The sequence below is a fragment of the Bradyrhizobium australafricanum genome (assembly GCF_020329495.1).
GTDB classification, from domain to species: Bacteria; Pseudomonadota; Alphaproteobacteria; order Rhizobiales; family Xanthobacteraceae; genus Bradyrhizobium; species Bradyrhizobium australafricanum.
The window spans coordinates 1-19,068 of the sequence record NZ_JAGKJL010000098.1 but is presented as its reverse complement, the minus strand read 5'-3'; the positions used below and the strand labels follow the sequence as shown (position 1 = coordinate 19,068).

The 19,068-nt window shown below is 63.5% G+C and carries 14 protein-coding genes; 5 read left to right on the top strand and 9 right to left on the bottom strand.

The features are described from left to right. The 6 genes from J6525_RS43010 to J6525_RS42985 form a co-directional block, all read right to left on the bottom strand. The coding region (locus J6525_RS43010; RefSeq protein WP_225649198.1) for a transposase at nt 1-177 on the bottom strand (177 nt) is incomplete at its 3' end. 201 nt (nt 178-378) lie between these two features. Then, entirely contained in the window at nt 379-687 is a 309-nt protein-coding gene (locus J6525_RS43005) for a GIY-YIG nuclease family protein (protein WP_225649197.1), read from the bottom strand. Nucleotides 688-950: 263 nt separating this feature from the next. Next, the gene (locus J6525_RS43000; protein ID WP_225649195.1) at nt 951-2,135 is read right to left on the bottom strand and encodes a pyridoxal-phosphate-dependent aminotransferase family protein; all 1,185 of its coding nucleotides are present in this window, start codon (nt 2,133-2,135) and stop codon (nt 951-953) included. Nucleotides 2,136-2,266: 131 nt separating this feature from the next. Next, the gene (locus J6525_RS42995; RefSeq protein WP_225649194.1) at nt 2,267-3,100 is read right to left on the bottom strand and encodes an LssY C-terminal domain-containing protein; all 834 of its coding nucleotides are present in this window, start codon (nt 3,098-3,100) and stop codon (nt 2,267-2,269) included. Nucleotides 3,101-3,303: 203 nt separating this feature from the next. Then, a complete protein-coding gene (locus tag J6525_RS42990) occupies nt 3,304-4,029 on the bottom strand; it encodes a thermonuclease family protein (protein ID WP_225649193.1) in 726 nt (241 codons plus the stop codon). Between the two features lie 254 nt (nt 4,030-4,283). Continuing rightward, the gene (locus J6525_RS42985; protein WP_225649196.1) at nt 4,284-6,011 is read right to left on the bottom strand and encodes a hypothetical protein; all 1,728 of its coding nucleotides are present in this window, start codon (nt 6,009-6,011) and stop codon (nt 4,284-4,286) included. A 372-nt stretch (nt 6,012-6,383) separates the two neighbouring features. Between J6525_RS42985 and J6525_RS42980 the strand changes: the two genes are divergently transcribed. Next, the gene (locus tag J6525_RS42980; protein ID WP_092090585.1) at nt 6,384-7,235 is read left to right on the top strand and encodes a caspase family protein; all 852 of its coding nucleotides are present in this window, start codon (nt 6,384-6,386) and stop codon (nt 7,233-7,235) included. 176 nt (nt 7,236-7,411) lie between these two features. Here J6525_RS42980 and J6525_RS42975 read toward each other — a convergent pair whose 3' ends face one another. Both J6525_RS42975 and J6525_RS42970 read right to left on the bottom strand, forming a co-directional pair. Continuing rightward, nucleotides 7,412-8,290 carry an efflux RND transporter periplasmic adaptor subunit gene (locus J6525_RS42975; protein WP_225649192.1) on the bottom strand — a complete coding sequence of 293 codons (879 nt, stop codon included), beginning with the start codon at nt 8,288-8,290 and terminating at the stop codon, nt 7,412-7,414. A 7-nt stretch (nt 8,291-8,297) separates the two neighbouring features. Beyond that, complete coding sequence (locus J6525_RS42970) at nt 8,298-9,308, bottom strand: alpha/beta fold hydrolase (protein WP_225649191.1); 1,011 nt, start codon at nt 9,306-9,308, stop codon at nt 8,298-8,300. A gap of 307 nt (nt 9,309-9,615) precedes the next feature. Between J6525_RS42970 and J6525_RS42965 the strand changes: the two genes are divergently transcribed. From J6525_RS42965 to J6525_RS42950, 4 genes are all read left to right on the top strand, one after another. Further along, on the top strand, nt 9,616-11,157 hold the full coding sequence (locus J6525_RS42965) for a type I restriction-modification system subunit M (RefSeq protein WP_225649190.1): 1,542 nt from the start codon (nt 9,616-9,618) through the stop codon (nt 11,155-11,157). Further along, the gene (locus J6525_RS47365) at nt 11,154-12,329 is read left to right on the top strand and encodes a restriction endonuclease subunit S (protein ID WP_225649189.1); all 1,176 of its coding nucleotides are present in this window, start codon (nt 11,154-11,156) and stop codon (nt 12,327-12,329) included. Before J6525_RS42965 ends, J6525_RS47365 begins: the two co-directional genes overlap by 4 nt. Before the next feature lie 276 nt (nt 12,330-12,605). Continuing rightward, nucleotides 12,606-12,806: a BrnA antitoxin family protein gene (locus tag J6525_RS42955; protein ID WP_225649188.1), complete on the top strand. Its 201-nt coding sequence runs from the start codon at nt 12,606-12,608 to the stop codon at nt 12,804-12,806. A gap of 8 nt (nt 12,807-12,814) precedes the next feature. Continuing rightward, nucleotides 12,815-16,228 carry a DEAD/DEAH box helicase family protein gene (locus J6525_RS42950; RefSeq protein WP_225649187.1) on the top strand — a complete coding sequence of 1,138 codons (3,414 nt, stop codon included), beginning with the start codon at nt 12,815-12,817 and terminating at the stop codon, nt 16,226-16,228. A 172-nt stretch (nt 16,229-16,400) separates the two neighbouring features. Here J6525_RS42950 and J6525_RS42945 read toward each other — a convergent pair whose 3' ends face one another. Then, nucleotides 16,401-18,848: an adenylate/guanylate cyclase domain-containing protein gene (locus J6525_RS42945; protein ID WP_225649186.1), complete on the bottom strand. Its 2,448-nt coding sequence runs from the start codon at nt 18,846-18,848 to the stop codon at nt 16,401-16,403. Nucleotides 18,849-19,068: the final 220 nt, after the last annotated feature.

The following is a 19,068-nucleotide window of genomic DNA, read 5'->3' as shown; positions in this document are numbered from 1 at the left end:
AACGATATAGAGGATCGCTTCGATCACACGACGCAGCTCCGTCTTACGCGGCCGGCCGCGCCGGTTCGCTCGCGGCAACAGGCGTCTGATCAGCGCCCACTCCGCATCGGTCATATCGCTTGCATAACGCAGATCGTCCCGCCGATATTGCTCCCGAGTGATCTTGGTCCAGGGCATCGTGCTCTCCCTCGAATCTTTGCAAATCCGATGGAATCACACCCCACTGAGATCACTCACCCATTTTTCAGTCAGGCTCTCAGGAGCGCGCTCTTGCGCGCGTCTCGAAGGATGCACGGCCCGGATCTCTCGGCGTGCTCCGATTCTCTCGCGGCGGGGGCGTGGCCGCCGATCCTTCGAGACGGCCGCTCCGCGGCCTCCTCAGGATGACGGGGAAGGGGTCGTTCTGCGTCGATGAGCCAGTCGGCTGATCGTGGCCCAATCCAACCGAATCAATGCTTCCTCCTTCGCCCGGCTCCAGCCCTTGATCTGCCGTTCCGCAGCGATGCCATCGGTGATGCGCTCAAAATACTCTGACCAGACGGGGACGACCGGTCGGCGATTATGAGTGTAGCCGGGGAAGGCACCCGCATTATGCTGTTCGATGCGCGGCGCGAGATCGTCACCCGTGGCGCTGCCGACGTAGAACGAGTTGTCGGCGCAGCGAAGCATGTAGACGTAAATGCCCATCTTCACCAGTCCCGCGCGCGCAATGCACGGATTGATCATGCGGCAAGCGTAGTCACGGTCAATAGGATAAGCATCTGTCCTTTCCGCTACCTCGATCCCGTCATCCTGAGGTGCGAGCGGAGCGAGCCTCGAAGGATGCACGGCCCGGCTATTTCCGCGCACCCCGACTAGCTCGCGGCTACAGCGCGGCCGTCGATCCTTCGAGACGCCCGCCTTTGGCGGGCTCCTCAGGATGACGGGTTAAAGCCTCAGACCGCCTCGGCCTACGCCTTCACGTTCTCGCCGAGCCACTGGATGGCCGCGTCGGCGCCGGCCTTGCCGTGCGGGATGTTCAGCGCTGTCAGCGCGACCTCGACGACGCCGAGGGTGCCGAGGATCATCGGGGCGTTGACGTGGCCCATATGCGCGATGCGGAAGGCCTGGCCCTGCAAATCGCCGATGCCGGTGCCGAGCACCACGCCGCATTTCTCCTTGGCATAGCGCTGGATCGCGGCGGGGTCGGCGCCCTTCACGGTCACCGTCGTCACGGTGTTGGAACGCTCGGCGGGCTCACTGATGTTGAAGCCGAGCACCTGTCCTTCGCCCCAGACCGCGACCGCGCGGCGCACGGCTTCGCCGAGCAGGCGATGCCGCAGATGCGCATTCTCCAGGCCTTCGGCGTGCAGCATGTTGATCGCCTCGCGCAGTGCGAACAGCAAATGCACCGGCGCGGTGCCGGCATATTTGCGGTAGTGCTCCGAGCCCTCGCGCTCGGTCCAATCCCAATAGGGCGTGCGCAAATCAGCTTTCTTGTGGGCGTCCCAGGCGCGGTCATTGGCGGCGACGAAGCCGAGGCCGGGCGGCGTCATCAGGCCCTTCTGCGAGCCCGACATCGCGACGTCGACGTACCATTTGTCCATCTCGAACGGCATGCAGCCGAGCGAGGCCACGGTGTCGACCATGAACAATGCAGGGTGGCCGGCGGCCTTGATCGCCTTGCCGATCGCCTCGATGTCGTTATAGGCGCCGGACGCGGTGTCGACCTGCACCACGAGGATCGCCTTGATGGTGTGCTCCTTGTCGCGCCGCAGCCGCTCCTCGACCTCGGCCGGACGGATCGCGCGGCGCCAGTCGCCCTTCAGCACCTCGACCTCGGCGCCCATCGCGGCCGCGGCCTGGCCCCAGCCGATCGCGAAGCGCCCGCTCTCCAGCACCAGCACCTTGTCGCCGCGCGACAGCACGTTGGAGAGCGTCGCCTCCCACGCGCCGTGGCCGTTGGAGATGTAGATGTAGGACTTGCCCTGGGTGGCGAACAGCTTCGAGAGGTCGCGCAGCAGGCTCTCAGTCAGTTCGACCATCTCGTTGGAGTAGATGTCGAGCGCCGGGCGGTGCATTGCCTGCAGCACCTGATCGGGCATCGTGGTGGGCCCGGGGATGGCCAGAAATTCCCGGCCCGCGCGAACGGTCATCGTCCTGTTCCTTTTGGATAAAGCGCGCAAATCATGCGTGTGAGGGGTCAAGCGCGGAGACTATTCCATCGCGGCTTCGATTGCGAGCAGGACGAAGCAATCCAGCGTTTCCAAAACCGGGGGACACGATGCTATTTGCCGATCGATTCGACGACCGCGCGCCAGATCTGGTCCTTGAACTCGGTCGCGGCGGGGCTCGGGAGCTGCTCGACGGTGCCGTGGTTCTTGCGGCAGGCCTCGACCAGCCGCAGCACCCAGATTTCGCCGTCGGTGTAATAGGGATCGCCGCCGCCATTGCGGCCGTTGAAGGTCGGGCCGATGCCGGTGACCTGATATTTCGCGGTGACCATGCCGGCGGACTCGAGGTCAGTGGCGAGCAGCGCGCGTTCGGCGTCGAGGTCGGCCGCGATGTGATGCGTCACCGCGCCGGTGTAGTGGCTGACGCCGACGCTGCGGTCGAGGGTCGCAGCGCCCAGCCACACCGGACGTTTCTCCTCGCCCTGGTCGAGCACTTTCCAGAACCGGACATGGTTGCGGCGGTCCGCGCTCGATCCGACCGGCCGCTCGAAGGCGAGATCCTCGCGGCGGTCGAGATAGAACAGGTTGCTCACCGGCGCATCCTTGTAGGGACGATCGAGCAGCACGCTGCCCACGATCTCGATGGAGGATTTCAGTGTCACCGGATCGGCCGGAAACCAGCCGGCCTCGTGCATTGCGCAGACCACATCCTTGGTGTCGCCGATCAGCCCGACATTCATCGGATCGCCGGGAATGCCCTGCGCGGTGCGCGTCACCATCGGCAGATTGGCGAGACCCTTCTGGTGCTCGTAATGCGTCCACAGCGCCGGCAGCAGCAGATAGGCCGCGATCAGGTAGATCGCCAGGACGAACAACAATGCCATCTGCGCTTGCCGGAAGCGGCTGCGCCGGCGTGGCTCCTGCTGATTGGCCCCGGTGTCGGTCATCGCGCTCCCTTCACCTCTCCCGCTTGCGGGGGAGGTCGGATCGCATCGAAGATGCGATCCGGGTGGAGGCTATCTCCGGAATATGATTCGTAGCGAGACCCCCACCCCAGCCTCGAGAGCGAGCTTCGCTCGCCTCGGACCCCGCAAGCGGGAGAGGGAGCAGACTGCCGTCGCGGCTGCACGTCAATCTCATTCATCAGGTGTCAGCGCCGCGTCTCGCGGCAGCCGGCGGCTTCGGCCTCCTCGACCGAGCAGAACCAGCGCGTGCCCTTGCTGATCTTCATTTCGATCTTGGCGTACCAGCGGCTGGTCCGCTGGTGAAAGATGCATTCGCCGGAGCGGTTGACGTTGCCCTTGATGGTGCAGTCGGGCGAGGGCGCCACCGGGCCGGAGGCCGAGGCGAGCAGGATCGCGTTGGCGCCATCCGGCGGCTTCACCGCGCCGAGCACGGTGGTCTTCTTGTTGCGCACCCGCCAGTCCCACGGCGCGATGAAGGCGCCCTGCCACATCCCGGCTTTTGCCTCACGCGCGGCCTTCTCGTCGGCTTCGTAGTCATGCGAGGCGCGGGTGTAGGCCAGCGCCCAGCCGCTCGCGACCAGCCATTTCTGGATGTCCTCGCCGTCGACCTCGCAGCGCGCGATGGTGCGGCCGCGGCGATCGACCGAGCGGGCGTGGCAGGTCCAGCTCTTGTTGCCGGCATGCTTGATCAGCTCGTCGCGCGCGGCGACGCCGCAGGTCCAGCGCTCGCCCTTGGTGTTGAGGCAGAGCTGGTCGGTCGACGGCGCGTCGATGCCTGCGAGCCGGATGCGGACGCTGCCGATCATGAGCTGGTCGCCGTCGCGGATCTTCGGCACGCCGGTGATGTCGGCGGCGGCAGCCAGCGTCGGCAGCGAGAGCAGCAGGCCCGCGGTGAGCAGCGTCTTGAACATCGGCGTTCCCGGCCAGGTTCTTATCGTTCAGATGGTTTTTAGCGTGCAGAGGTCAGTGCCCAACGATTGTGCGGGCAATTGGGCAACCGTGCCAGTGCTGTTGCGTTTCCGCCAGTTTCAACTTCGCGTCATTGCCCTGCGAATGCGCTATTCGCCTTCGAGGTCCCGTAGGTCCGTAGGATGGGTAGAGCGCAGCGAAACCCATCATTCGCATCGTCGGTGTCAATGATGGGTTTCGCTTCGCTCTACCCATCCTACACCGCGGCCATTCGTCGCTTCGCCAGCGCAAGCGCCATCAGCACGAACGCCGAGGTCACCTCCGGCCCGCCGACCAGGATGCGGGTGGGTGTCTTCATCTTATTCCACTCATAGGCCCGGTAGGGCCCCTTGCGGCCGCCCTCGCCGAGGCCCTGCACGATGCAGTGCAGCGCCGGCGTGAAGGTCGAGACCGCGGCACCGAGATGCGCCAGCGCCATCAGCGCCAGTGCGGCATCGAACGGGTTCATCTCGTGGGCGATCAGCTCGTGCGTGACATAGCCGAGCACGCGGGCGCGGATCAGCGCGAACACGTTGCCGGGATCGATGATGCGCTGCGCCGCCAGCGGCAGCGCGACGAAGGCGGCATAGCAGCGGCCGAAATAGGCCGAATAAAGCTCGGGCAGATAATAGATGTGCGAGCGCGGATTTTTGAACGCGCCGCTTTCGACCAAATGTTTCTGGAAGGCGATGATGCGATGCACCGTCTCCAGCCGCTGCGGCGTCTCGATGATCTGCCAGCGGGCGAGGTTGCGGAACGAGACCTCGAGGATGTCGAGGTTCAGCGTCGGATCGAGGTCGTTGCCATAGGGCCGCTCGCCGGCGAGATTGTCGATCCAGGTGACGACGCCGCCCTCGTAGTCGATGTTGTCGTTGAGCGGCACGGTGACGCGCGGCTCGTTGGCGCCCGATCGCACCTGGTAGCCGCGGTAGAAGTCGAGCAGCGGCTGCTGCAGGATCGGATCGTCGGAGCCGGCCTGGGTCGCGGCCGAGAACGAGCACGCCGTGGTGTCGCAGTCCGGCACATAAATGCCGAAGCCGAGATCCTGCTTAATCTGGGCGAAGAAGCGCGAGAAGCGCGGATGCCGGCCCGGCGCCAGCGCGGTGATGACCTTCACCGTCGAGCCGTCATGCGACGGCACCTCCTCGGCGCTCGTCTTGAGGCAGAAATCCACCATGTCGGCGATCGCGCGCCGCGCGGTGACAGCTTCATCCGGCGAGGCGAGCCCGGTCTCGACGAAGCCGAGCAGCGCCTCGGTGAAAAAGGCGTCGTAATAGGCCGAGCGGTGGCGGATCTGTACCGGCTCCCACATCGGCTCGGCGATGCCGCGCCAGGCCGGGTTGATCAGCGCGCGCGCCGGCGAATGCGCGATGAAGATCCGCGCCAGATTGAACAATAAGGTCGAGTTCTTGTAGCCGCGTGCGTTCAGCCCGGTCAGCGCCATCAGCAGCTCGCGCCCGCCGACGTCGGGGTCGCCGATCAGGTTGAAGGCGGCATAGGTCGGGATGAAGCCGTTCCTGCCGAACGAGCGCAACAGATGCGCGCCGGTCAGGCGGATCACGCGGTCGATCTCGGCGATCTCCGGCGGGCGGCCAGGTGCGGTCGCGGCCGGCGGGGTCGGGTGGCGCACGCCGATACCGTCCATCAATGCCGCGACGGGCGTGCCGATCGCGGCCCAGTCCGGCGCCGCGACGTCGCGCGCCGCGGTGAGCGCCGCGCGCAGGCCGGCGAGGCGGTCGGGATCGTTGAGCGCGGGCAGGCCGGTGCGGCGGAGCAGCGCGCGCAGCGGCGGATTGCCGAGCGCGGTCCGGTAGAATTTTCCGAGATGGGCATCGCCGCCGCGATAGGCCTGCAGCACGGGGTCGCAGACCTCGTACAGCGACGGGCCGTCCTTCTGGGCGGTCAGCGACCGGCACACTGCGCCTGCGATCTCGTGAAGGCCCAAGAAGCTCAAAGAATCCCCTTTCCCGAGGAACCGGTTAACGCCGCCGCCCGACGGAGTTTCCTGTCGCTCTGCCCCAAACTCGCAAGCCTTTGGAAAGCTACATGAATCCCTAAAGAATACAAATGTGACAGAGATCACGTAACGGGATCTTAACGGCGTCAATGGCCTCTGCCGGGCGGCGGCATGCGGCAATTCGGGTTGCCCCGGGCGGCCGTCCGGGTTAAAGGAGCGTTTGTTGCGGCGCCGCAAATTGAGTTCAATTCAACGGCACACACACCTCAACCCCATTAAACCTGAACGTCTTTGACGCGACTAACTGGCGCGATCTTCGCTTGAGCGCCATCGGGATAAAAATTGGGACTTAGGAACGCTATGGACCTTAGGCAGCTTCGCATTTCCCGCCGCACCATCGCCGTCTGCGTGGCGGTGGCCGGCACGGTGTCGCTGGCGATTGGCGCCCATGCCGCGCTCAACAAGCGCACCCTCGATGTCGCCAAGGGTGGCGACAAGGTCGCCTCCACCGAGCTGACCGGCAGCATTCCGGCAGGCACTTCCCGCCTCGCGCTGATCATCGGCAACGGCCATTATCCGGACGCCGCGGCGCCGCTGGCCCAGCCGATCAACGATGCCCGCACCCTGTCGTCGGCGCTGCGCCGCGAGGGCTTTGACGTCGACGTGGTCGAGGATGCGACCAAGGACGACATGTTCCGCGCGGTCGAGCGCATGAAGGCCAAGATCCGGCCCGACACTGTCGTGATGCTGTTCTTCGGCGGCTACGGCGTGCAAGTGGGGCGCGAGAGCTACATGATCCCGGTCGATGCCACGATCTGGAAGGAAGCCGACGTCAAGCGCACCGGCGTCAGCGTCGAGTCCGTGCTCGATGCGATGAAGGAGCGCGGCGCCAAGGCCAAGCTCGTCGTGCTCGACGCCTCGCGCCGCAATCCCTATGAGCGCCGCTTCCGCGCGTTCTCGCACGGTCTCGCCCCGATCAGCCCGCCGGAGAACACCATCGTGCTGAGCTCGGCGACGCCGGGCAAGGTCGCCGACGACAGCAAGGCGCCGAACAGCGTGCTGGTCTCCGAGCTGCTCAACAACCTCAACGCCCAGGCCGGCGCCGAAAGCGCCTTCAACAAGACCCGCGTCGCGATCTCGCGCGCCAGCGAAGGCGAGCAGGTGCCGAGCGTGTCGTCCTCGCTGCTGGAAGACATCAAGCTCGGCGGCTGAGGCACGCCGTCTCCTCAATGTCGTCCTGGCGAAAGCCAGGACCCATACCGCGTGATCTATCGTTGAAGCCTGCTGCGTGTACCGCGGCGCGCGTTCACTGCAAGTCTTCGCAAAATTTCTGCCGGTGGTTATGGGTCCTGGCTTTCGCCAGGACGACACCGTGGATGTAGCGCCGCCTACTTCGCATCCGCGCTGGCGCCGACCGGCCGCACCGGATCGCCTTCGCGCAGCAGCGCGCCGGCGCGGGCGACGACGATGTCGCCTTCCTGGATGCCGTCGCGGATCTCGACCTGGCCGGCCGACATCAATCCGGTCTCCACCCGCCGCGTCTCGACGCGGCCGCCGCGCACCACCTGCACCACGGTGCCGGCGGTGGAATAGAGGATCGCGGTCAGCGGCACCGCGACGCCGCAGCTCTGCCCGGTCTTGATCTGGGCGCGGCCGGACGAATTCACCAGCAGCCGCTTGTTCGCGCCGATCCCGATGAACACCTGGCCGAGCTGGCTGTTCGGCTCGACCGTCGGCGCGATCCGCCGCACCTTGCCGTCGAGATCGCCGGCGCCGAGGACCTTGAGCTGCGCCGTCTGCTCGGTCTTCAGCTTGGCGATGTCGCGGGTCGGCACCATGCCGACGAGGTCATACTCGCTCTTGGCGATGATCGAGAACAGCGCGTCCTTGCCCGAGGCCGGGCTGCCTATGATCGCCGACGACGCCGAGATCGTGCCCGCCACCGGCGCCGTGACGTTGACCGAGTTGGCGCCGTCGGTCAGCTTCGCCAGCACTTGCCCTGCGGTGACGGTGTCGCCGGGATCGACCAGCACCTCCGCCACCTTCAAGCCGAAACGCTCGGGCCGGATCTGCTGCTCGTCGCGCGGCAGCACGATGCCCGAGACCTCGACGATATTGCCGAAGCAGAATTTCGAGGCCTTCAGCACAGTCACCGCCGCGCCCTTCGGCACGGCATCGGCTTCGCCCGCCGCACGCGCGGGAGAGCCGGCGAGCAGAAGCAGCGCGGAGGCGGCAAGGGCTGAGGCGCGCGTGCGAGGCAAAATCATCGGCAAACTATTCCCAAAAAGAGGGCCTCCTGAATACCAGATGCCGCCTGGCCGAGCCAGCCGGCTGCGCTGCCTCGGCCGGTCCCGCATCCGCCGCCAGCTCCAGCTTCGCCGGCTCCAAATTCGCCAGCTCCAAATTCGTCAGGTCCTCGGCGCGCCAGATGTGCCGCAGGATCTCCGGGTTGACCCGATCGGCATGCGTCACCGGCAGCATGTGGCCGGCACCCGGCAGATGCCGCAACTCGGCGCCATCGATCAGCGCGGCGAGTTTCGCGACAATGCGCTGCGTCACATAGGGCGACAGCCCGCCCGACATCAAAAGCGTCGGCACCTTCAAGCCACGCGCGGCTTCGGTCACCCCATCCAGATCGAGCGCGGCGGCGAAATCGCAAGGCAGCTTGTCGGCCTGCTCGATCATCCGCAGCCGCCCGCTCGGCGAGAACTGCTCGCGCGGCCCGGAGCCGGCCCAGAACGCGGTGAACGCCTCGACCGCCTCCATCACGGCGCCGTCGACAATATCCCTTGAGACGATCTGCGCGATCCGCGCGAAGCGATCGTACAGCCGCGCGTCGGCGGGCGTGTCGCGCACAGCATGATCCGGAAAAGTGTGAAGCGGTTTTCCGACAAGATCATGCTCAAAGAGAACGCTCTTGCGTGATGATCCATCACGCAGGAGCGCGGGCAGCACCGGCTCGATCAGCGTCAGGCTGCGAACGTGCTGCGCATAAGGCGACGCGGTCGCCAGCCGAAACGCGATCGTCCCGCCATAGGAATGCCCGATCAGATGGATCGGCCCGTCGGCCTTGGCGAGCCAGGGCTCCAGCCGCGCGATCTCGCCGTCCAGCGTCCGCGGCCAGTCGCGCCCGCAGGCGGCAACGCCATAGCCGGAAATATCCGGCGCCATGAACCGGTCGCCGCCGAGCGCGGCCGCAAGCTTGGTCCATTGCCGTCCCGACCCCAGCGAGCAATGCAGCGCCACCACCGACGCCGCCGCGTGCGTCCCATCCAAACCCGTCATCAAACCCATCCTGCTTGTTCTTGTTGTCGCCGGGCGCGCGTTCGCACGCGCCCGTCATGACGCGAGCGATGCGGGGGAGGGATTATTCCTGGGAGGGTGGGGGAGGTCGGGATCGTGATTGCGGAGGGGGTCCGATTAACTGGATGGTGATGACGGGTTTGCCCCCTGGCTGAGACCATAATCCCCTATTTGGCCCATCGGGCATGCCCGCACCCACGAGCCGAAAGTGGAATACCGCCCAAGACCGCTTCGTGCTGCCTAAGACATTTGCTAGTGAACTCTAAGACTTTCTGCGTCGGGGAATGGCATGCTGACTGGGGAACTTCGCTCCAAGATCGATAACGTCTGGAATGCATTTTGGGCGGGCGGTATCGCCAATCCGATCGAGGTGATCGAGCAGATCACCTACCTGCTCTTCATGCGTGGCCTCGATGAGGCGCATACGCTCGAAGAGAACAAGGCCAATCGGCTGCGCAAGCCGATGGAGCGGCGCATCTTTCCCGAGGGGAAGGACAAAATCGGCAAGAACGGCGGTCTTGCCTATGAGGAGATGCGTTGGTCGCGGCTAAAGAACCGCGATCCTGCGACCATGTTCGAGATCGTCTCCGAGCACGTCTTCCCGTTTCTGCGCAACATGGCGGAAGCCGGCACCGCCCATGCCGACCACATGAAGGGCGCGCGCTTCACCATCCCGACGCCGGCGCTGCTCGCCAAGGTCGTTGATCTCCTCGCCGATATCCCGATGGAGGATCGCGACACCAAGGGTGACCTCTACGAATACATGCTCGCGAAGATCGCGACCGCCGGCCAGAACGGCCAGTTTCGCACGCCGCGGCACATCATCGCACTGATGGTCGAGATGACCGCGCCGATGCCGAAGGACGTGATCTGCGATCCCGCCTGCGGCACCTGTGGCTTTCTCGTCGCCGCCGGCGAGTATCTGCGCGAGAATCATCCGAAGCTGTTCCAGGAAAAGGAGACACGCGACCATTTCCACGAGGAGATGTTCCATGGCTTCGACTTCGACGGCACGATGCTGCGCATCGGCTCGATGAACATGACGTTGCACGGCGTCGACGATCCCGACATTCGGTACAAGGATTCGTTATCGCAGGAGCATACCGGCGACGAAGATCGCTACTCCCTCGTGCTTGCCAATCCACCTTTTGCGGGAGCGCTAGACTACGAGGCGATCGCCAAGGACCTACAGGCGATAGTCAAGACCAAGAAGACCGAGCTTCTGTTTATGGCGCTCTTCTTGAAGTTGTTGAAACCCGGCGGCCGCGCGGCTGTGATCGTGCCCGATGGCGTTTTGTTCGGGTCTTCCACCGCGCACAAAGCGATCCGCAGGATGCTAGTGGAGGACCACAAGTTGGATGGCATCGTGAAGCTGCCGTCTGGAGTATTTAAGCCGTATGCCGGTGTCTCGACGGCTATCCTTCTGTTCACCAAGACCAATTCGGGCGGCACCGACCATATCTGGTTCTACGATTGCCAGGCCGATGGTTTCTCGCTGGACGATAAGCGCATGGCGTTGTTGCCGGGTGAGAAGATCGGTCCGCGAGCGAGGCTCAACGAGGGCGACCACGCGAAGAACAATTTGCCGGATATTGCTGCACGCTGGGAGGAGCGCAACGGCCCAGAACGCAAGCGTTTGCGTAACGCCCAGAGCTTCTGTGTGCCGAAATCTGAGGTCGTTGCAGCAGGTTATGAACTCTCGATTAACCGCTATAAAGAACAGGTCCACGAGATTGCCGAGCATCGCCCGCCTAATGAAATCATGGCAGAGCTGAAGACGTTAGAGAAGGAGATTGCAGACGGGCTCTTGGAGTTGGAGCGGATGCTGTGAGCTGGACGACCGCAAAGATCGGTGACGTGTGCGATGTTGTTTCAGGAGCGACACCACGCACGAGCGAGAAGCGCTTCTGGGGCGGTGATATATTCTGGACGACACCGAAGGATATCAGCACTCTCGAAAGCCCATACTTGGATCGAACTGATCGGACTATTACCATGGAGGGGTTGAAGAGTTGCGCTGCCTCCATTCTTCCGGTCAACTCCGTTCTATTGAGCTCGCGCGCTCCTATCGGACTCGTCGCAATCAATTCGGTGCCGATGGCTACCAACCAAGGATACAAGAGTCTTGTTGCAAATGCGCAAAGGATTGACAGCAAGTTTTTGTACTATTGGCTGAAGTCTAAGACCTCCTATTTGCAAGGACTTGGAAACGGCGCGACGTTCAAAGAAATATCCAAAGCGGTGGTAGAGCGAATAGAAGTCCCCGTTCCCCCACTCGACGAGCAGCGGCGGATCGCGGCGATCCTGGACGTTGCGGATGGGCTGCGACGCCAACGCAGGCGCACTGTTGAACTACTCGATAGCCTCTCTGAATCTATTTTTCTTGAAATGTTTGGCGATCCGTTTGCTCACAATAGTGCGCTTCGACGGGTCGAATTTGAGAAAGTAACGTCCCGCATTACATATGGCTTTACTCAGCCCATGTCGCATCATGAGTGCGGCATACCAATTCTGACCGCCAAGAATGTTCGTTCAGGCTACATCGACTTGAATAACGTCGATTTCGCAAGTCGGTCTGAGTTTGATGCTCTCACCGCAAAATCGAAGCCTCAGAGGAACGATATTCTGATTACAAAAGATGGGGCTATTCTCGGTCGGAGCGCTTGTGTCTTAACCGACGCAGAGGTTTGCATAAATCAATCAGTGGCGCTCGTGAAGCCACGCACAGACTTTGTGGAGCCGTTGTACCTTCTTGGGTATCTAATGTCTGGCCCAGTCCAAGCTCGAATTGAGGCCATGAAAAAGGGTAACGCGATGCCGCACCTTCAGATTACGGAGCTGGCCAGATTTCCGGTCGCTCTGCCGTCTTTGGAACTGCAGCGGAAGTTCGTATTGCGTAAGCAAAAAGTCGAAAGTCAAAAAGCCCGATTGGAACGCTTCGCAGAAGAAAGTTATGCTCTCTTCTCCTCTCTCCAATCTCTCGCTTTCTCAGGTCGGCTCTGACCATGCGCTACGAGTTCGATTGGGACCCGGACGCATAGCGTGACCTTCGAGGACGCCATGGGCGTCTTTGCGGATCCGCTGGCGCTGTCGCGGCTGGATGATACTCTGGCGCGAACGAGGTGCGACGGGTTACCATAGGTCGAAATTCTGCTAGCAATCTCCTGCTAGTGGTACATACATATGTCGAACTGTCGGCGGAGCGGGCGGCGATCCAGATCATTTCGGCGCGCCGGCCGACCCGCCGGGACGTGCGGCAGTATGAAGAAGGGTCATCCGATGAAGGATGAGTATGACTTTTCGGGCGCAGAGCGCGGAAAGTTCTTCCGAAAACGGGCTCGCCTGGTGCCCCCGGTCCATCTGGAGCCGGAGGTGCTGGATTATCTGGCCGCGCGGGCCTCGGCGCGGGGGGTGTCGTTGAGCTCGCTGGTCAACACGTTGCTCAAGAAGGACATCGAACTGATCGACGCGGGCAAATAGCGGCGCCGATGTCCAACTTCGCCTTCCTCGCTGCCGAATTCCCTGCCGTGCATGAGGCGGCCGTGGAGGCGGAGCGTCAGGCGGCAGTGTCCCCGACCGCGGCGGCATTCTTCGCTGGGAAGACGGTCGAGGTGGCGGTCAAATGGGCTTTCCGGTCTGATCCCGCCCTCAAACTCCCCTACCAGGACAATATCTCTGCGCTGCTGCATGAACCGAGTTTTCGGCGCGTGGCTGGTGACGCGGTCTTTGCCAAAGCGAAGTACATCAATACGCTCCGGAACCGTGCCGTCCACGAGGAGCGGCGGACCAGCACCGGTGATGCCGCCGGTGCGGTCAAGGAGCTGTTCCACGTCTGCTTCTGGTTCGCGCGCACCTACGCGAAAAACAAACCTGCGGACAATCTCGCCTTCGACGCATCGGTGCTGTCGCGCCGCGACGAAGCGCTGAAGAAGGCGTTCAGCTACATTAAGGCGCAGCAGGCTCAGCTCGATGCCAAGAATGGTGAGCTGACAAAGCTGCTGACCGACAAGGAGAACCTCGACGAGGAGTTGAAGCGGCTTCGTGCTGAGGTGGCAGCGGCCCGTAAGGCCGCCGAATCGAAGCCCGACCGTCACGACTACAACGAGGCCGAGACCCGCGACCGCTACATCGATCTCCTGCTGCGCGAGGCCGGCTGGGCGCTCGACAGGCCCGAGGATATTGAGTTCCGGGTCGAGGGGATGCCGAACAATGAAGGCGTCGGTTTCGTCGATTATGTGCTGTGGGGTGCAGACGGCAAGCCGCTCGGACTTGTCGAAGCCAAGCGCACCCGCAAGGACGCGCGGAGCGGCCAGCAACAGGCCAAGCTCTACGCCGATCTCCTCGAAGCTCGCTACAGTCAGCGACCGGTGATCTTCTATTCCAACGGTTACGAACATTGGGTCTGGGACGATACGCGCTATCCGCCGCGCGAAATCGGTGGCTTCTATAAGCGCGACGAACTGGAGCTGCTGATCCAGCGCCGCACCAGCCGCAAGCCGCTTGGCGGTGAGGCGGTCAATCGCAAGATCGTGGAGCGGCCCTATCAGCAGCGCGCGATCCGCTCGGTTGCAAAGCATTTCGAGCAGGATGGCGAGCGCAAGGCGCTGCTGGTGATGGCAACCGGTTCGGGCAAGACCCGGACCGTGATCGCCCTGATCGACCTTCTGATGCGCGCAAACTGGGTCAAGCGCGTGCTGTTCCTGGCCGATCGGACTGCGCTGGTGAATCAGGCTGCGGGAGCCTTCAAGGCTCACTTGCCTGATTCCGCACCCGTCAATCTGGTGACGGAGCGCATCAGCGACGGCCGCGTCTTCGTGTCGACCTATCCGACCATGATGAACCTGATCGACGGCAAGCAGGACGGCAAGGTGAAGTTCGGCCCTGGCCATTTCGATCTCATCGTCATCGATGAAGCGCATCGGTCCGTCTATCAACGCTACCGCGCCATTTTCGACTATTTCGATTCCTTTCTCGTCGGCCTGACCGCGACGCCGAAGCACGAAATCGACAAGAACACCTATTCGTTGTTCGATCTAGAGGACGGCGTTCCCACAGACGCTTATTCTCTGGAAGAAGCGGTAGCCGAAGGGCATTTGGTGCCGCCCAAGGCGATCTCCGTGCCGCTCAGAATCGTGCGCTCCGGATTGCGCTATGACGACCTCACGCCTGAAGAGAAAGACCAGTGGGACATGCTGGAATGGGGCGAGGAGGAGATTCCCGACAGCATCGAGGCAGCCGAAGTCAATAAGCGCCTGTTCAACGAAGACACGGTCGATCATGTTATCGCGCACCTGATGCAGAACGGTATCAAAGTCGAGGGCGGAGATCGGCTCGGAAAGACCATCATCTTCGCCAAGAACGAGGGGCACGCGAAGTTCATCGAAAAGCGCTTCAACGCCGCCTATCCAGCGCATGCCGGGCACTTTGCCCGAGTCATCACCCATCAGACTGGCGCCTACGCCCAGACCCTGATCGACGAGTTCTCGAAGAAGAATGCGATGCCTCACATCGCGATTTCGGTCGACATGCTGGATACGGGTATCGACGTGCCCGAGGTCGTCAACCTCGTATTCTTCAAGCAGGTGCGATCGAAAACAAAATTCTGGCAGATGGTTGGCCGCGGAACGCGGTTGTGTCCGGACCTGTTCGGTCCCGGACAATACAAGGAATTCTTCCTGATCTTCGATTACTGCCAGAACGTCGAGTTCTTCGGCGCCAATCCGGAGCTGAAGGAAGCGGCTACCGCAAGATCGCTTTCCGAGCGGCTGTTCGCCGGACGGATCGATCTCGTGCGGGCTCTCGATGAGAAGCATCGCGCGACAAACGAGGTTTCGGCAGGTGAACAGACGCCCTATGCCGAAGGCGATGAGGCGCCGCCGACCGAGCATGAAATCCGCGAGAGCGCGGCGAAGACGCTGCAGGACGTCGTCGGTGGCATGAACGTCGACAGCTTCATCGTCCGCCAGCACCGCCGCGCCGTCGAGAAATATCGTGAGCCGAAGGAATGGACGTCGATCGACGCCGACAAGCGCAAGGAACTCGTCGAGGAGGTCGCGCCGCTCCCGTCTTCGCACATGTTGGGGACCGAGGAGGCCAAGCGGTTCGACCTCCTGATGTTTTCGTTGGAACTGGCGTTGCTCAAGGGCTCAAAGCGCTTCGATACGCTGCGCAAGCAGCTGCTCGAAATCGCCTCAGCTCTTGAAGATCAGACCGGCATTCCAATCATCGCTCAGCATGTCGCGCTGATCGAGGAAATCCAGACCGACCAATGGTGGGAGGGCGTCACCGTTCCGCTGCTGGAATTGGTGCGTATTCGCCTGCGCGACCTGATCCAGCATATCGAGAAATCCCGCAAGGGGATTGTCTACTCCGACTTCACCGACGAGATCGGAGAAGGTGTTGAGATGACATTGCCGCAAATCGGTGCGGCCGACTTCGCACGGTTCAAGTTGAAAGCGCGTCATTTCCTGCGTGCGCACAAGGATCACATCGTCCTGCACAAGCTGCGGCAAGGCAAGTCGCTCACACTGTCAGATTTGAGCGAACTGGAGAAAATGCTGCTCGATGCCGGCATTGGCGAGCCTGCCGATATCGAACGGGCTCGCGTGGTCAGCCAGGGCTTTGGTCGGTTCGTTCGTTCACTCGTCGGGCTCGACCGGGCGGCAGTCAGCGAAGCTTTCGGCGAGTTTCTGTCCGCAGGCACCGCGAGCGCAGCGCAGATCGAGTTCATCAATATGGTGATCGAACATTTGACAGATCAGGGCGTCATGGACCCGGCTCTGCTGTACGAGCGCCCGTTCATCGATATCGCGCCGACGGGACCTGATAAGCTCTTCGATGAAGAGAAGGTCACGAAGCTCTTCACTAAAATTCGAGACCTCAACGACAGCGCCGTGGCGTAGCACCGCGTACGGCGTCGTTCAGTGTCGTCCCGGCGTAGGCCGGGACCGATAACCGCGAATGGTGGTTGTGGTGCGAGGCTGGGACCGCAACCGTGTTCATTGCGAAGATCGGTGGTTATGGGTCCCGGGTCGCGCTTCGCTTGCCCGGGACGACGTGGGGAGAGAGCCGGGCTTACTCCGCCGCCGCTTCCGCTGATGGCTCGCCCTTCCAGCTCAGGATCTCCGCGGCAAGGATCGGATGATTGAATCCCTTCAGCGCGAGGTCGTCGATGGCGCGGCCTTCGACGTAGGGTTCGACCATGCCGTAGACGCGGCGGCTCACCACGATCTGGCCGGCCTTGGCCTCGCCGCACAGGCGGGAGGCGAGGTTGGTGACGCTGCCGATCGCGGCGTATTCCAGCCGCTGCTCGAAGCCGACCTGGCCGAGCGTGGCATAGCCGAGCGCAATGCCGATGCCGAAGCCGAGACTGTGCCCGCGATTGCGCCACTTCTCGGTCAGCGGGCCGACCGTCTCGCGCATCTCCACGGCCATCTTCACGGCGCGCGCGGTGTGGTCGGCAAGCTGGATCGGCGCGTTGAACAGGATCATCACGCCGTCGCCGGCATATTTGTCGAGCGTGCCTTCATATTTGAAGATCAGCTTGCCGAGCGCGGCGTGATATTCGCGCAGCACGTTCATCGCCTCTTCCGGCTCGGTCGCCTCGGTGAAGGCGGTGAAGCCGCGCAGGTCGCAGAACACCACGGTGACCTCGCGGCGGTGGCTGTCGAGCAGGCCCTCGGGATTGTCCGACGAGGCGATCAGCTGCGCCACCTGCGGCGCCAGGAAGCGCTCGAGCCTTCGGATGCGCTCGATCTCGCCGAGCTGGGTCTCGACCCGCTGCTCCAGCGACTTGTTCCAGTCCTTCAGCGCTTCGGTCTGCTCGCGCAGCTTGTCGGCCTGCTCGCGCACGGTGGCATTGGCCGCTTCCAGCGCGTGGCTCTTCTGGTCTACCTCGGTGAACAGCCGCGCATTGCGCATCGCCAGCACCGCCTGGTGCGCAAAGGTCTTCATCAGGCCGATCAGGCTCGACGGGAAGTCGCCGGCCGCTTTGCGCAGCACCACCAGCGCGCCGAGCACGCCCTGCTGGTCGACCAGCGGCACCACGAGCACGGAGCGGAAGCCGGCGCCGACCACGACATCGCGCAGCGGATGATCGGGCGGATAATCGGCATTTGTCGTGAGATCGGGAAACGCCAGCGGCTCGCCCTTCGCGGCGGCTTCGCCGAGCGGGCTGTTGGCCGCATCGATCGCGCGATGATGGCCCTCGGTCGCAGCGTCGATGCCGATCGATTGCGTCAGGTTAAAGCTGCGCTGCGCGGCGTCATAGCCATAGATCAGCACGGCATCGGCGTGGGTGATCTCGAGCGCGCGGGCGCCGACCGTCGGCAGCACCGCGTTGAGGTCGAGGGAGGACGCCACCGCGCGGCCGACCTCCTCCAGCACCTTCAGCTCGTTGATCGATTGTGCGAGGTCGCGGGTGCGCTCCTTCACCTTGGCCTCGAGGTCGGAATAGGTCTCGGCAAGCTGGGTGGCCATGCTGTTGAACTGGCCGGCGAGCTCCTCCAGCTCATCGGATGTCTTCACCTCGATGCGATGGCCGAAATCGCCGGCGCCAAGCCGCCGCGCGCCGGTGCGCAGCGCGGTGATCGGCTCCAGCATGCGCCGCGCCAGGATCGTGCCGGCGATGATCGCGACCACGAGGCCGAGCGCGATCAAAAGCGCGATGCGCACCAGCTGGTCGCGGATCGGCGACAGCGCCTGCGCCGTCGGCTGCTCATAGAACACGTGCCAGCCGAGGTTCGGCGCGGCCGTTGCTGTCGTCAGCACCGCGTTGCCGTCGACATCCTTGCCGGAGGCGATCGGCCTGCCGCTCGGCGACAGCACCGCAGCGACCTGCGGCAGCGCGGCGAGGTCCTTGCCGACCTCCGGACCTTTCGACGAGCTCGCCAGCACGCGGCCCTTGCCGTCGACCACATAGGCATGCGCGAGGCGGCCGACCTGGGAATCGCCGAAATAGTCATTGAGGAAGCGCAGGTCGATCTCGGCCATGGTGACGCCGGCATTGAAGCCGGAATGCTGTTCGCCGATCGACATGAAGGGCCGCCCGTCGCGAAAATACGCCGGCGCGTAGGCGGTGCCGCGGGCGATGGTCTCGGTGAATCTGGTATCGCGGGAGAAGTCGGCGTTGGAATTGACGGTGGTGGTCTGGCGCGACAGCCGCAGCAGCTCGCGGCCCTGGCCGCTGATCAAGGTGAGCTGGCTCACGGCCGGCACCTGGCCGAGCAATTGCGCGTAGTCGGCGCGGCGCAGCTCGATCGTGTTGGAGGAGGCGCGGGTCACCCAGGAGATTTGCCGCTCGAGGTCGGATATCGCCTGCTCGATGCGCTTGGCGGTGGCATCGGCCTTCTCGCTCATCGCGTCCGTCAGCGTGCCCTTGATGCCGCGATAGCTGATCCAGGTCTCGAGCGCGCCGTTGACCGCCAGCACGAACACGACGAGGCCGACCAGCGCGAGGACATATTTGGCGAACAGGCCGCCGCGCAGGAACCAGTTCTTGCCCTTGTCCGTAGCCGCGTTCATCCAGCCTCGTCCGGCCCCCAATCGGGTGCGCCGCATGATCCGCCGCTGTTTAGCACGGATCGGCGAGGCGGGGCGGCCGCTCGGGCCGCATGGTTATCCCTTCATATCGGCGGGGGGATATCCGGGAATATCAGCGATTGAACAGCTGACGCAGCACGTCCTTCATCGCCGGACTGTCGTGCTGCTCGGCGGTCTCGCCCGGCGGCGGGGGCGGTGGCGG